Source organism: Acetobacteraceae bacterium (assembly GCA_004843165.1).
In the GTDB taxonomy this organism is placed as follows: domain Bacteria; phylum Pseudomonadota; class Alphaproteobacteria; order Acetobacterales; family Acetobacteraceae.
This window is the reverse complement of sequence record CP039459.1, coordinates 778406-791339: the sequence shown is the minus strand read 5'-3', so window position 1 is coordinate 791339 and position 12934 is coordinate 778406. Positions and strand designations below refer to the sequence as shown.

Annotated in this window: 14 protein-coding genes; 5 read left to right on the top strand and 9 right to left on the bottom strand. The window is 42.9% G+C overall.

The window, feature by feature from the left end; translation table 11 throughout:
- Positions 1-112: 112 nt before the first annotated feature.
- On the top strand, positions 113-907 hold the full coding sequence (locus FAI41_03860; GenBank protein QCE32788.1) for a hypothetical protein: 795 nt from the start codon (positions 113-115) through the stop codon (positions 905-907).
- 15 nt (positions 908-922) lie between these two features.
- Here FAI41_03860 and FAI41_03855 read toward each other — a convergent pair whose 3' ends face one another.
- The 5 genes from FAI41_03855 to FAI41_03835 form a co-directional block, all read right to left on the bottom strand.
- Entirely contained in the window at positions 923-1324 is a 402-nt protein-coding gene (locus FAI41_03855; protein QCE32787.1) for a hypothetical protein, read from the bottom strand.
- Between the two features lie 11 nt (positions 1325-1335).
- On the bottom strand, positions 1336-1737 hold the full coding sequence (locus FAI41_03850; GenBank protein ID QCE32786.1) for a hypothetical protein: 402 nt from the start codon (positions 1735-1737) through the stop codon (positions 1336-1338).
- Between the two features lie 17 nt (positions 1738-1754).
- A complete protein-coding gene (locus FAI41_03845; GenBank protein QCE32785.1) occupies positions 1755-2066 on the bottom strand; it encodes a hypothetical protein in 312 nt (103 codons plus the stop codon).
- A 146-nt stretch (positions 2067-2212) separates the two neighbouring features.
- Entirely contained in the window at positions 2213-2773 is a 561-nt protein-coding gene (locus FAI41_03840; GenBank protein QCE32784.1) for a hypothetical protein, read from the bottom strand.
- Positions 2774-2904: 131 nt separating this feature from the next.
- Entirely contained in the window at positions 2905-3309 is a 405-nt protein-coding gene (locus FAI41_03835) for a hypothetical protein (GenBank protein QCE32783.1), read from the bottom strand.
- A 227-nt stretch (positions 3310-3536) separates the two neighbouring features.
- Here FAI41_03835 and FAI41_03830 point away from each other — a divergent pair, with 227 nt between their 5' ends.
- The gene (locus FAI41_03830) at positions 3537-4280 is read left to right on the top strand and encodes a LemA family protein (protein QCE32782.1); all 744 of its coding nucleotides are present in this window, start codon (positions 3537-3539) and stop codon (positions 4278-4280) included.
- Complete coding sequence (locus FAI41_03825; GenBank protein ID QCE32781.1) at positions 4277-5995, top strand: hypothetical protein; 1719 nt, start codon at positions 4277-4279, stop codon at positions 5993-5995. Before FAI41_03830 ends, FAI41_03825 begins: the two co-directional genes overlap by 4 nt.
- Before the next feature lie 55 nt (positions 5996-6050).
- On the opposite strand, the gene FAI41_03820 is transcribed toward FAI41_03825, so the two are convergent.
- A complete protein-coding gene (locus FAI41_03820) occupies positions 6051-8264 on the bottom strand; it encodes a hypothetical protein (GenBank protein ID QCE32780.1) in 2214 nt (737 codons plus the stop codon).
- 269 nt (positions 8265-8533) lie between these two features.
- On the opposite strand from FAI41_03820, the gene FAI41_03815 reads away from it, so the two are divergent.
- Positions 8534-9175 (top strand): hypothetical protein, encoded by a 642-nt coding sequence (locus FAI41_03815; protein QCE32779.1) that lies wholly within the window; start codon positions 8534-8536, stop codon positions 9173-9175.
- 17 nt (positions 9176-9192) lie between these two features.
- On the top strand, positions 9193-9660 hold the full coding sequence (locus tag FAI41_03810) for a dUTP diphosphatase (GenBank protein ID QCE32778.1): 468 nt from the start codon (positions 9193-9195) through the stop codon (positions 9658-9660).
- Positions 9661-9892: 232 nt separating this feature from the next.
- Here FAI41_03810 and FAI41_03805 read toward each other — a convergent pair whose 3' ends face one another.
- From FAI41_03805 to FAI41_03795, 3 genes are all read right to left on the bottom strand, one after another.
- Complete coding sequence (locus FAI41_03805) at positions 9893-10111, bottom strand: helix-turn-helix transcriptional regulator (protein QCE32777.1); 219 nt, start codon at positions 10109-10111, stop codon at positions 9893-9895.
- Positions 10112-10227: 116 nt separating this feature from the next.
- A complete protein-coding gene (locus tag FAI41_03800; GenBank protein ID QCE32776.1) occupies positions 10228-11319 on the bottom strand; it encodes a low specificity L-threonine aldolase in 1092 nt (363 codons plus the stop codon).
- A 79-nt stretch (positions 11320-11398) separates the two neighbouring features.
- Positions 11399-12604 carry an NnrS family protein gene (locus tag FAI41_03795; GenBank protein QCE32775.1) on the bottom strand — a complete coding sequence of 402 codons (1206 nt, stop codon included), beginning with the start codon at positions 12602-12604 and terminating at the stop codon, positions 11399-11401.
- Between the last annotated feature and the right edge of the window lie 330 nt (positions 12605-12934).

The window sequence follows — 12934 nt, the reverse complement described above, 5'->3', positions numbered from 1 at the left end:
GAGGAGAAACCGAGGGAAGATTCTCGGATTATCCCGCCGGAAGCCGAGGTAAATACGCAAGACTAAAAATGACGTTTAGATAAATGCTATGAAGCAATAATGAGAGAATAAGATGGAACTTTGGCTTCAAACCCGTGGATTAACCTCTGATTATGCGTTTTTAGGTGAGGCACCGCCGGAACGCTGGTGGACAAAGACAGCCTATCAAAGTGCAACATCTTTTGAGTTGCCAACTTTGATTTTAGAGCGGTATTCTGTAGGCAAATGGCGTTGTTTTGTGAGTGCCATTCCTTCAAGACGTCGGGATCGTGTAAATACCCGGATCCGCTATTCTTTGGTTCTTCAGGGAAGTTGTGCAGATCAAGAGATTTTATTCAAACTTCTTGGGCACGTGTTAGAGGTTTTTAGAACAAATCCCGTTGTAGAAAATTCACTTTTAACGGATCTTCTGGATGATCTTATAAGAGATAAGGCGGATGAATGGCTGAGTTGTGCAACGAAAGAAGTAAAACAATGCGTCAATCTCTTAGAGAGGAAAATGGCACAGTTGCAAGATCTTCCGCTGAAGCGTGAATTGAGCGATCAGCTACAGAAATTTTTAACAGGAACCCGTGAGAGTGCCCAGCTGATAGCGATGTTTAATTTTATTGCGTCAGAAGACAGCCCATCAGTAGCGGAATTGCGAACTTTATGGAATTTTTCCCAAGGGAATATCTTGCTATTGGCCAGCCCCGTAGATGGCGGAAATATTGATAATATTTTTCTTGTAAAAGCCCCCCCGATGTCTGTCTCAGTGCCAAATGTTACAGATGATAGAAAAAAAACGACACAACGATATTTCACTTTTTGTTTTTTAGGTTTTGTCATTATTGTTACGATATTGATAGGCTGTCTCGTTGCTAGATAGTTTTAAGACTTAAAGTTAAAATCCTTCACCATATCTCTCTTGTATGGCTTTTTCTAAAAGATTTTGGAGATCTGCGAGCCATTCCAGAGGTGAGAGATTCTGATATTCAGGCACAAGAACAATCCAAACATCCTCTAGGAAATCCGCCATATTCAGTTTTCCCTGTTTAACAGCCCAAGCCATCTCTGCAAGCTCTGCCTGAACTTCTTTAATCGTGTTATAATTATATCCCCTTACAGCAGCGGGCATGGTCTCGGCCGCCGTTTCCCCTTCCCCAATCTCATCCAGAACCGAATAATTTAAATAAGAACGGAAAAAATCAGGCAGTCTTGGAAAAATTCTTTCCCAAAGATGGCCTTCTGCTAAACCATCTGCGTCATGAAGTTCTGTTTTATCAATATAATATTTTTTATTCATTTTAACCTTTGTTAAAATCCTTCACCATATCTTTCCTGAATGGCTTTTTCTAAGAGATTTTGGAGATCTGCGAGCCATTCCAAAGGCGGGAGATTCTGATATTCAGGCACAAGAACAATCCAAACATCTTCTAGGAAATCCTCTATATTCAGTTTTCCCTGTTTAACAGCCCAAGTCATCTCTGCCAGTTCTGCCTGAACTTCTTTAATGGTTTCGTAATCATACCCTCTTACGGCAACTGGTATCGTCTCTGCCGCTGTTTCCCCATCTCCAAGTTCATCCAAAACAGAGTAATTTAAATATGAACGGAAAAAATCAGGTAGTTCAGGAAAAATTCTTTTCCAAAGATGACCTTCTGTTAAACCATCTGCGTCATGAAGTTCTGTTTTATCAATATAATATTTTTTATTCATTTTAACCTCATTCTCCTTTATGGCAGTAGTTCAAGGGTTTCTACATAAAAACCCTCAGGATTATTCTTTGTCCGTTTGATTAAAAATTGTACTTTTTTAGCATCTTTCACAATAGAGCTGCCCTGTTTGACATATCTGCCAATCTTTCTTCCCATATCCAGCTCAAGCCAAACCTTCTCTCTTTTTCCGGCTAAAAGTCTTCTTAACTCTGCCTGATTTTCAGGCTTATTCAAAGCTTTGGCGTAGCTCTCTATTAAAGTTTCCATATTTTGAATTGCTGAAGCGGATTTGCCTGTTTGCGCCCGTTGAATAAGATGAACATCTGTCATGCCCGTTGGATTATGCGCATTGCCTTCTATCAGGTGACGCTCTAAAAGATGCCCCTATTTCTCATAGCTTTCAAAGAGTTCTTTGCTGGGCTTAGGAAGGCGAAGATCGATTTGAGAGAGCGCTTCTCTTTCTAATTTCGCTTTTTCTACCGATGTTTGCGGATTGGCTTTGCTCTTATCCGCATATTTATTGACATGCTCTTTTGGAGAAGAGGCTTTGCTTTTTTTTCAAAGAGATTTGAAAGCGTTTTTTCTTCTTTCAGAACATTCTTGGGGGCACCCGCAAGCGCCTTTTTACCCTCCTCTTCGGCAAGAAATTTAGCGAAAAACGCCAGTGTTTCTTCGGAAAAACCATAAGCAAGCTTTAAGCCTTTTAAAATTTTCAAACCTGCCGCTGATGGGGTCGGTAAAAAATCTGAGAAGTCAGGCGCAGGATAAATCGCATCTTTTAAATAAGATCGATCGCTTTCCGCTTTTTTCGGCATATCGGATTTTGGAGAGCTTTGTTTTTCGGTTACTTTCGCTGAGGGAGGGACAGAGAGGCTGGCATTTTCTTCCGTTGTAAATCGTCCGCCTGTGCTGTCAGGCGATCCGGTGGGGAGATGGTTAGGATTAAAATCCTGTGCCAGTGTCTTTTCTTTTGCGCGCCGCCACATCCAGCCGCACGGCCCCCCTATAGGGTATTCCCATACGTCATCTTCTATCATTTTAATCTCTATTTTATGTCTAAGTTAAATTTAAAAACCCCGTGCCGATAAGGGGGCACGGGGGTTCAAAATAACGCTTAAATAAATTTCTGAAAATTGGGGAAGTAGATTACCCTGCGTTACAAGGGATCTTACGGAAAATTAAATAAGGTATTATCGGGATTGTCACCAGGTGGGGTGCTGTTGGAATCCGGGTCATTCCAAACCTGATCCTCTTCATCATGATTTTGCCCGGCCGGGCCACGGTCAGAGGCAATGATGGATTGCGCCTCTTGCTGTGCCTGATCGGGTTTTTTACCGACAGGGAGACCGGCCGTATTGACGTTGGCTTTTGTGTCTTGCTGATTTTCGGTAATGGGCTGGTTGGGATAGGGGAGGTGCGTGTCAGGAGCCGGCAGTTTCGGCGTATTGGGATCATGGGCAAAAGGCATCGTAAAAGCGCCTCTTGTCGGTTGCTGTGCCTTGGCCGTTCCGAGCAGAGCAATCATACCGCCTGCGGCAATGAAACAGCATATCGCAAAAGAAAATTTAGGCACGTTTTACTCCTGCCTGATGAAGTGAAAGATTTAGCATACTCTGCCTTCAAGTGCCTTTTTTGCCAAGAGTATAATATATTTTTCGTGTCATCTTTGAGGGAAAATTTTTTCTCTTTAGAAAGGATAGTTCGCACTTAAAATCATTCTTTTATTGCTTCATTTGCCTATCAGCCTTTGGCGCAGAGGTTTGAGATTAATATATCATATATCTTAAGGAATATTTACGCATGGCAAATGAACTCGATGAACTGACAGGTCCCATCAATGATGCAGGGCAGGATGTGCATGTCATCAATAAGCAAATTCAGGTGAAAGTTGGTTTTGGGTCTCTTCTGTTTGAAATTGCGCTTTGGACGGTCTTTTTTATTCCCGGCATGATTGCGCTTTCTTTAGGTATTTTGCCTTTGTTGCAGGCGATTGTTCTTTTCGCAGCAGGTATTCTTCCGGGGCTGATTTTCTTATTTATGAAAATCAATGCTTTAGCAACTTTGCGTAAGTTACAGCAGCGGGTTCAAACGGATGCGTCACAGATTGATAATTATCTTGAACAACGTGTTATGATTTTGAACAATGTTGTTGGTCTGCTGAGCAAAGCAGTCGATCTGGACACAAAAGTGATGGAATCTGTTTCTGCTTATCGCAGTGGTGTTTCCCCGGCCTCGGACCGTGAGCGTAATATTGCGTCCTCAAATTTAGAGAATGCTTTTGCACAAGTGCGCCTAACCGTTGAATCTTATCCCGACTTAAAAGCGCATGCTGTGATTGCGGATGCGATGCGTCAGAATAGTTATCTTCAGCAAGAAATTACAGCGGCACGTTCTCTCTATAATGATGCTGTCCTTTTGTGGAATTCAAGTATTTTCGAATGGCCAACGAAGCAAATCGTTGCGGCACGTGCCGGCTATACAACGAGAATTCCCTTTATCGCCTCAGCAGAGACAAAAGCAGCGGCACGGGGTACCTTCTTTTGAGTGAGGATATTTTAGATCCTCTAGATTTCTATGCACATCATTTAAAGGCGGAACATGCAAAAAATGTTTCTGCCTTTTTTGAAAAATTGGTTGAGAAATCAGGGATAGATGCGGTTAAAAATACGGAAACCATTTTGGCGCTTCAAGCCGTAGCGGAAAAACGAAAGGCAAAATTTAAAAGATATCTAGGGCTAAAAATTATTTTGGGCATTCAGATTGTCCTTTCCCTAGGGCTTGCGATTTATTTATGGAATAGTTTAGAGCAGGATTTCTGTTGGCTTGCTGTGGTACCATTGATCATTTTCTTGCCCTTTATTTATTGGGTGTTGCGGCAAATAAATGCTCTAAAACCGGAACTAAACGACTTAAAAGCGCAAGTTGACGCTATGCTTGCAAAAGCATGGGAAGAGCTGTCTTCATTAAATGATCTTTTTACATGGGATATTGCTTTAGAATTGGTAGCACAAAGCTTTCCAGGGATGAGGTTTGACAAATATTTTAACAATGCCCGTATACAGGAGATGCATGAGCAGTTTGGCTTTGATGCCAACCTTGGAAAAGATCACTCCATTTTACATACCCATAGCGGGAGCTTTAATGGCAATCCCTTTATTCTTGCCAAGACTTTAGGACATTGGATGGGGTCTAAAACCTACCAAGGCTCACTCAGCATTCGCTGGACAACACAACGAAGAAATGCCGAGGGAAAACTGGAAACCGTTACCCATCACGAAACTTTGCGGGCCTCTGTTACGGAACCTTTTCCGGAATATGCGACAGAGAGTTTTATTGTCTATGCCAATGAGGCTGCTCCAGAACTGAGCTTTAGTCGGGTACCGTCTAAGCTTTCAAGTTTAGGGGATGGTAAATTGGATCGTTTTCGAAAAAATAGAGCCATACGAAAGCTTGAAAAGAAATCTCTCAAGAGTAATCAGAATTTTACAGTGATGGCTAACCGTGAGTTTGAGAGTCTTTTTGGAGCAGAAGACCGGGATAATGAAGTGCAGTTCCGCTTATTATTTACCCCATTGGCGCAGGTGCAAATGGTCAAGTTGCTCAAAGATAAAGTGATTGGGCACGGTGACGATTTCTCTTTCAACAAAAATGGGATGATAAATATTCTGAGTACAGATGCGTTGAAAAATACAGATATTGACGGCAATCCTGAAAAATTTCGCCACTATGACCTCGCAGAAATACGAAAATTTTTTAATCAATATCATCATGATTTTATGTATGCTTTTTATTTCTCTTTTGCACCTCTCCTGACGGTTCCATTTTACCGCCAACATCGTTCGCATCAAGAAATTTACAAAGATACATATGGAAAACGCCCTTGTTTTTGGGTGCATGAATCAATTGCGAATGATTATGGTGAGAATAAATTTGCACATGCCGAAAGCGTTACACGGAATATTTTAAAAACCACTGTCCAAGAGAATGCCGAAGGTGTGGAAAATGTCAGGGTCACAGCCTATGGTTTTAAGGCCGTTCAGCGGCGAACCTATATCAATGTTCGCGGCGGGGATGGGCGCACACATCAGGTACCTGTTGATTGGGTGGAATATTTGCCCGTTGCAGAGAGTTCTTCGATGCTGGTTGGTCAAGAAAATGAAAATGCAGAGAATGCGCTGCCAAAAGGCTTTGAGACATATGGTTTATCTGAAAAGGCTTTGAGCAGACGCCGTTCTCTTTTTTCTGCACGTATCTCTTAAAATGTGGCAGGGGATTTTCCCTGCCATTTTTATCTTTTACGAAAGAGAGTGTCGTTTAGGCCTGAAATTGTTCCAAAATCTCCGGATTGATTTCAAACGGGTCTTCGCCCTCGATGAAAGGCGCGTCATAAAGATCAAAAGCGGCATCGTTAATGACTTCGAGCGCCCCTTCCGCCATAAGGTCGAATTTTTCGGCTAAAGCTTCAATTTCTGTTCTGTCCCATTCTGTTTTTGCGATCAGCGCTTGTGCCATTTTGCGGTGCGCTGTGTCTAGGTCAGGAAAAATCTGCGATGTATCAGAACTCTCTTCCGCCTGTATTTCAGGGGCGACAGGTATCGAGGCTGGAGAGGGGGGCTCTTTTTCTGCTTCCGGATTGAAAATATGATCTAAAATGCCGCTGATGGCTTCGGTGGCTTGGCGTTTTTCCTCGATTTTTTCTAAATCCAGCTGGAGGGTGTGTGTGGCGGTGCGTGTTTTTGATTTCGGTGCAGGCGCATCTATCCCGCCTCGGCTAACATCACTTGGGAGAGTGCTTATCTCCTGATCGAATAATTTATAGATTTTCTCTAAAAATTTTATCGCCCCAATGGAGACCATCCCCGTTAATTTTGCCTGCATAATCATGCGGTTTAACAACAAAATCTTTTGCGTCTGTGTGAGTTCCAAATTTGGCAGGAGTTTTTTTGTCAGATTAAAAATTTTTGTTGATGAAAGCGTGCTTAAATAAAGTATATGCGCCTTATTTTGCATCAAGCGGAGAGAGCTGTCTGTTGCTGTAGAAAAATCAGCGCTGAGGAGCTGTTTTTCCAAAAATTCCCTTCGGGGCGGATTTACCCCTTCGGCATCAGAGAGGGCTAAAGCGACCCCTAATTGTAAGAAAAGCTGGGTAAAGGCGGGAATATCTTCCTGATTTTCATTCTCCTGAAAAGGATAAGGAAAAAAGGTGTATTTTTCGGAAAGATCGACAGCATTTTTTGTTGGGATAGGCTCTACCCCGATATTTAAGCTTTTGAGACTTTCGACCAAGACTTGAATTTGTTTTAAAGAAAGTCGTTTAGGTAGGGTGAGGTCTTTTTCTGGCTGTGGATTTATGGCTTCAAAGATTTCATGAAAGCAATAAGTTTCTGCCCCTTGTTGGGTGATTTTGTCTGTTAAGTCCTTAATTTTAATCTGCATCCCTTCTGGCCAAAGCATAAAGGGGAGTAGAATTTGCAGATCCATATTTTCCGGATCATTTGGCTCTTTGGAAAGGGCACGGCTGTATAGATCGAGCTGATCACATACATGAATCGCAATATCTTCGAGCTTGCTTAAACCATTTTTGAGACGGCTAATATCTGGAATGTCGGAAAATTCCATTTTAAGTGCTGGGTGAAATTGCAAAGCATGTGAGGCCGGCGAATAGGTTTTTTTGAGTGGCGTGCGGCTTTTTAAGAGGCGCATCCATTGCGGAAAATTTTTGGCAAAATGTGCCATGAAAAGCTGGTCAAATTGTTTAGGACAGCGTGCCGCAGGCGTGCGGAGGTTTGTGTCAGGATGATAATGCAGCCATGCCAGCGCCATCGGCGGCGAAAGCGGTTTGGCATCACGGCTGATTTGTCCGAGTGCTAAGCGCAAACGCCAAGGCAGTTCGGTACGTTTAGCTCTAGGATAGGGATAGGTCTGCTGAATATTTTCCCAAATTTGTTGCCAAGCTTTTGGCAGATCCGCTTCTTCGGTGTCTTCAGGAATCAGAAATCTTTCCAGAGATTTTGGGGTGACGTTCTTATCTGTTGCGGATTGGAAATCCTCCATCCATTCCAGCAATCTGGAAATATAACCGGCCAAAGAGGGAGAGCGTGGCCCATAGGTTTTTAAAAGCGCTTTTAATTCCGTTGCAATATTTTGCCATTCCTCTTGCCGTTCCGCCGTTAAAGGCAGCGGTGAGGTCAGAATGCGCCGCTCTAAACCATAAAAAAAGAGAAAAACCAGTCCAGGGTCGGCCTCTTTATGACGGCGTCCTTCTGAAAGCCAATGGAGATAGGCACGGCGTCCAGAGGGGGCAAGTGCATCATAGCTTGGCCAATAACCTGTCTGGCGCATTGTAAATTGCCCCATTGGCGCAATATCAAGGGCTAAATTGATCAGTTCAGGGCCGTAATCCGTTTGTGCAGAGGCGCTGTTGCGGGGCACTTCACCGATATAGAGCATGCCGTCCTTGATTTTAGCGCCGGAGATTTCAATTTCTTGCCCTGCTTTGATCCAGCGTGGTTTTGAGAGATCAATCATTTTTTTAAGAGAGGGAATGGGAGCCTCTTTTGGCAGAGGTGCTTCTTTGACGAAAAATTCAGGAAGATCCTCGTCTTCATTCAGAGATAGATTACGAATATTAGATTTCCTAAAGATTTTAAGTGAAATTAAGAGGGGGAAATTATAACCGTATCCCCTTTTTTTGCAAAAAATTTCTTTTCAGGCTGAAAGAATGTTATTTAAGATTTTATGGGCGCTTTCATCCGCATCGCAAAGCGCAAAAGAATGAAAGGCTGAGGGTCAGTTAAGTGGCATTACATTTCAAAAAAAAGAGATTTTTCAAACAGATCTTAGCCGTAGGATTATCCCTATTTGCGACTTTTCCGTTTTGGGCACAGGCGGAAGAAAATCCAAACGATTGGGTTGTCCTGCAATCTTCTAAAATAGATGCCGGGCATATTTGGTCAGCCTCGACCCTTTACAGCGATAAGGCAAAACATAAAACGAGTGTTTGCGCCCTTGATTATAAAGTGACTTCGGAAACAGTGCCAAAAGCGCATCCTTTTGTCTTTCTTGTTTCCCGGATGTCACGGGAGTTATGGACAACCGATCATGCCTGGGATTTAAGAGGTTCAGAAAACGGAAAATTTACGCTGAAAATTGATCAGAAAAAACATTTTTTTGAGCTTGATCCTGAAAATGAATATATTTTGATGACTCTGGTGCGTGATAATGAAATTGATGAGATTTTAGGCGAATTGGAAAAAGCGGATCATGCCGAGGTAAAGCTTGCGGCAAGGGGGGCAAATAAAGATCTGCATTTGCGCCTGAAAGGGATCGTCCCCGTTCTAGAGGCTTTCCGCCAATGTCTTTCAGCGCCGGAAATCGCCTATGGCAAAAAAATCAATGTGAAGAACGACACGCAACTTCCTAAAGTCTTTAAAGAATAATAAAGAGTAGCAGAAACATGACAAAAAAATACGAAATTGCCTTTTCCATCCTCAAAGATTTGCCTTATGCCGATCAGGCTGTCTTTCCGACGAAATCCACTCAGCATAGTTCCGGCTATGATTTGCATTCTGCGGTGGATGTCACCATTCCAGCCGGTAAACATGCGATGATTGCCACCGGTTTGAGGGTTCATCTTAAAACCGATACTCCCATTGATATGCAGGTGCGGAGCCGCTCTGGATTGGCGGCAAAGCACGGAATTTTTACGCTAAATTCGCCGGGCACGATTGATCAGGATTATGAGGGCGAATTAAAAGTAATTTTGATGAATCTCGGCGATCAGGATTTTGAAGTGAAGGTCGGCGATCGTATTGCTCAGGCTGTCTTCTGCCTCTTGGCGAATGTGACACTGCCAGAGGCCAAAGTCAGCGATAAAGAGCGCGGCAAAGGCGGCTTTGGCTCAACAGGTGTACGCCAGAAATAAAGGCATTATTCAGAAGTTGTAAATGCAAAAGAAAAGGAAGGCTTAGCCTTCCTTTTTCCGTTTCATCTTTTTAAGGAGGTTTGCCGGCGGAAACTGATAAAATTTTCATGCGGTTTTTCAAGCGCCTGCGGCAAGTATCGCAGGACTCTAAGGTTATTTTCTTCCGCTAAGGTCGCAACTTTTTTGCCGTTGATGAGAATAAAAGCTTCCATCTCGTTTCCCCCTTAAATTTCTAGTCCTGCTTCTCAATAATCTCTGCGCTGAGTTCATTAAGGGCACGAAGGACGAGGTTAAACTCGGCCTTATAATTATGGCCGTTTTCCATCTGGCTGACCCATTGGCGGGAAACGCCAACTTTTTCCGCTAAGACAGCCTGTGTCCAGCCTTTTTTCTTGCGTAAATGGCGGATAAATTCCGCAAATCCAAGTGGCGTATTGGGTTTTAACAGCATTTTTCCGCCCTTAAATGTTAAGTAAGCCTTACATTTAGTAATGTAAGGAATAGCAAACAAATGTCAATAAATCCTTACATTAAGGAAAGTAATGGATTGTTTACATTTTGAAATCTTCAAAAAGCCTTCAGCAAGGCTTCAATATCTTCTTTTTTCGTATAGAAACTAGTGACAAATCGAGCCATTTGGGGGTTTTTGAAATGCGTTATTTCGTCCTTGAAAATCTCTTCAACAGGGAAGCGATAAAAGGCAAAATCTTCTTTTTCCAAATGATCTAAAAGGGCTGTTTCTGTGATAAGAAAGAGTTCATTCGTTTTTGTTTCATAGGGCAGATAAAACTCAAAACTGCTTGTTTTCTGTTTGGCCGTTAGCCCTTCTAAAAGATGGGCAATCATTGCATTGGCATGTCGGGAATTTTTAAGCCAGCGATCCTCCGCTAACATTGCCAAAGCCTGTACCGATAAAAAACGACCTTTAGACCAGGTTTGACCCGCACGCTTCCGAAGATGGGAAAGTGCCTTTAGGGCAGGTTTTGTTCGCTCATTTTCAAAGATAACAAGTGGTTCCGCAGCCATTGCTCCGGCTTTCCCCATTCCAAAAACAAGCGCATCAATGCCGATTTCCGAAGTGATTTCTTTGACGTCGCACTCTAGCGCCGCTACGGCATTGCCCAGACGAGCCCCGTCCAGATGTACCAAAAGTCCAAATTCATGCGCTAAATCAACAAGGGCCTTCAGTTCCGCTTTGCAATAAAAAGTGCCGCATTCCGTTGATTGTGAAAGGGAAAGCGCTTGAATAGGCGGCGCTAAAACGCCTTTATTTTGATTATAGAGTAGCGCTTCTTTTAACTTTTTCGGCAATATTTTGCCATCTTTTGATTGGATGGTCATAATTTTAGCACCGCCGGTATAAAATTCGGGTGCGCCACCTTCGTCATTCTCAATATGGCCGGCTTTATCACAAATGACAGCGCCCCAAGGGGAGACCAAAGCGCTTAAAGCCAGCGCATTTGCACCTGTACCGGTTGCCACTGGAAAAACTTTTAATTTTGCGCCTAATTTTTGAGCGAAAACTGTTTCTAATTCAGCGGAAAACTTATCTTGACCGTAAGGAAGCGTATGATTTTCATTGGCTTGCAGGAGAGCTTCTAAAACGGCTTTATCGATAGGTGCTGTATTGTCGCTCAGAAAATTTTTGCAAGCTGTCATGATTTTATCCCTTTAAAAAGGTGCTTTTGAATTTATAAATGAGGTCATTGGGTAATATACAAACCTCTTGGTAGGCTGACTATCCTTTTTTCCCATCGGCTCGATTGGTGCAAAGGAAGGGGGCATAGCAAAAGAGGAAAGCAGCAAATCCAAGGATAAAACAGCTTGCAGACCCCATGAGGAGGCTGATGAAAAGCGTTTGTTGTGCCATAAAGCTTGGGAAACTGGCAATCAGGCGCAAAAGAGCGGCCAGTGTCATCATTACGAAAAAGAGAAGCTCGATTTTACCCAGAACGATTGGTCGTCCTGTATGGCCTCTGCTCACACGGCAAATCATGGCGGCAATCGCCATTGAAATCGCGCCAAGTCCCATGAAATGAATATTCATACTTCGAAGAATAAGCGCAAAACTTTCCAAAATCATGGCAAAAAAAGAGACAATAACCCAGCCATAGCTAAGATAGAGGGCAAAAATCATACCGTTTTGATGGGCACGCCAAGGCTTCCAGTTTAAAAAACGCCAAAAATGCAGGATAGCAGCTATGCCAAAAATGAGCCGACAGAGGTCAGCCATAAAAGGTGAGAGCGTATAGGCGGAAAACGTCCAGAGGAGCAAGGCAAGCGCTCCAAAAAGTAAAGAAAGCCTATCGAGAAGCGGTTTCGGTTGAATGTGAAGATTTGAAATCGCATTGGATGAAAAAATTGGAATAATCCGGCCGGCAATAAGCAGAATAAAGATAAAAAAGACGCCTAAACTCCCTTCAGTCGCTAAAGCAGGATCGAAAGGAATAGAAGAAATTTCTATCACGTAAAAATAAAGATTGAGAAAAGCGGGAAGCGCAAGGAGGAGGAGAAGCATTAAATTGCGCCAAAGGCGTGCCCTAAGGATAACACGTGCCACGGCAATGAGGACGCCAAAATCAGCGCAAAGATCTGAACAGGCGGCGAGGGAAAGATTGCCTGTATAAAAAAAGATTCTGCCTCCCATCCAGCAAAAGACCAGAAAAGCCAGCGCTAGGCCGCTGGCAGGATTAGTGCCTGTCCAGTTGGCGCTTGCTGTCAGAAGAAAGCCGGCCGTTACGGCAAAGACAAAGCCAAAAACCATCTCATGTCCGTGCCAAAGAAAGGCTGGAATCTCTGATCCGCCAATAAAATGTCCGGAAAGTCCAAAAAGATTGCACATCCAAAGGAGAATACTCAGGAGTGCCCACAGAGAAGCTCCAAGGAAAAAAGGACGAAAGCCAATCCGCAAAAGCGGTGGAAGTTGTTCAGCAGAATTTTTCATGGCTTCTTTTTAGACGATATAATACGTATTTGAAATACGTATTATATAAAACGAGTCTATTGCGTGAATTTTTCTAATTTCTTCAGGTGTTGCCTATTTCTTGGAGAGTGTGAAAGGGATAGGCCAATCATTTTGTACAGATTTAATATCGCAAAAAGAAATATCTTTTACGCCATTCTTTAGGAGGCGCTTTTTGCCTCTGTAAAATGTGATCAATCGAAGCTTTTCTATACGCCTTGTTAAGGTTGATTCTCTACGTGCTAAACCCAAAAATAGCATGATAGAGGCCGCTAAGCTTATTTCCCTTCTAAGGGAAAAATATTTGGCCTT

Coding starts and splice junctions, on each gene's coding strand:
- FAI41_03860 (QCE32788.1), top strand. CDS start 113: ATGGAACTTTGGCTTCAAACCCGTGGATTAACCTCTGATTATGCGTTT.
- FAI41_03855 (QCE32787.1), bottom strand. CDS start 1,324: ATGAATAAAAAATATTATATTGATAAAACAGAACTTCATGACGCAGAT.
- FAI41_03850 (QCE32786.1), bottom strand. CDS start 1,737: ATGAATAAAAAATATTATATTGATAAAACAGAACTTCATGACGCAGAT.
- FAI41_03845 (QCE32785.1), bottom strand. CDS start 2,066: ATGACAGATGTTCATCTTATTCAACGGGCGCAAACAGGCAAATCCGCT.
- FAI41_03840 (QCE32784.1), bottom strand. CDS start 2,773: ATGATAGAAGATGACGTATGGGAATACCCTATAGGGGGGCCGTGCGGC.
- FAI41_03830 (QCE32782.1), top strand. CDS start 3,537: ATGGCAAATGAACTCGATGAACTGACAGGTCCCATCAATGATGCAGGG.
- FAI41_03820 (QCE32780.1), bottom strand. CDS start 8,264: ATGATTGATCTCTCAAAACCACGCTGGATCAAAGCAGGGCAAGAAATT.
- FAI41_03810 (QCE32778.1), top strand. CDS start 9,193: ATGACAAAAAAATACGAAATTGCCTTTTCCATCCTCAAAGATTTGCCT.
- FAI41_03805 (QCE32777.1), bottom strand. CDS start 10,111: ATGCTGTTAAAACCCAATACGCCACTTGGATTTGCGGAATTTATCCGC.
- FAI41_03800 (QCE32776.1), bottom strand. CDS start 11,319: ATGACAGCTTGCAAAAATTTTCTGAGCGACAATACAGCACCTATCGAT.
- FAI41_03795 (QCE32775.1), bottom strand. CDS start 12,604: ATGAAAAATTCTGCTGAACAACTTCCACCGCTTTTGCGGATTGGCTTT.